This is a genomic window from Bacillus sp. MM2020_4, from assembly GCF_011250555.1.
GTDB lineage: Bacteria > Bacillota > Bacilli > Bacillales > Cytobacillaceae > Neobacillus.
This window is the reverse complement of record NZ_JAANMZ010000150.1, coordinates 1-228: the sequence shown is the minus strand read 5'-3', so window position 1 is coordinate 228 and position 228 is coordinate 1. Positions and strand designations below refer to the sequence as shown.

Below are 228 nucleotides of genomic sequence, written 5' to 3'. Positions count from 1 at the left end.
TAAGTCCTCGAACGATTAGTATCAGTCAGCTCCACATGTCGCCACGCTTCCACCTCTGACCTATCAACCTGATCATCTTTCAGGGTTCTTACTAGCTTAGAGCTATGGGAAATCTCATCTTGAGGGGGGCTTCATGCTTAGATGCTTTCAGCACTTATCCCGTCCGCACATAGCTACCCAGCGATGCCCTTGGCAGAACAACTGGTACACCAGCGGTGCGTCCATCCC

Annotated in this window: 1 rRNA gene; it reads right to left on the bottom strand. The window is 51.3% G+C overall.

Features of this window, described 5'->3' with window-relative positions:
• Positions 1 to 228 (bottom strand): 23S ribosomal RNA (locus G6554_RS25545); the annotation flags it as partial.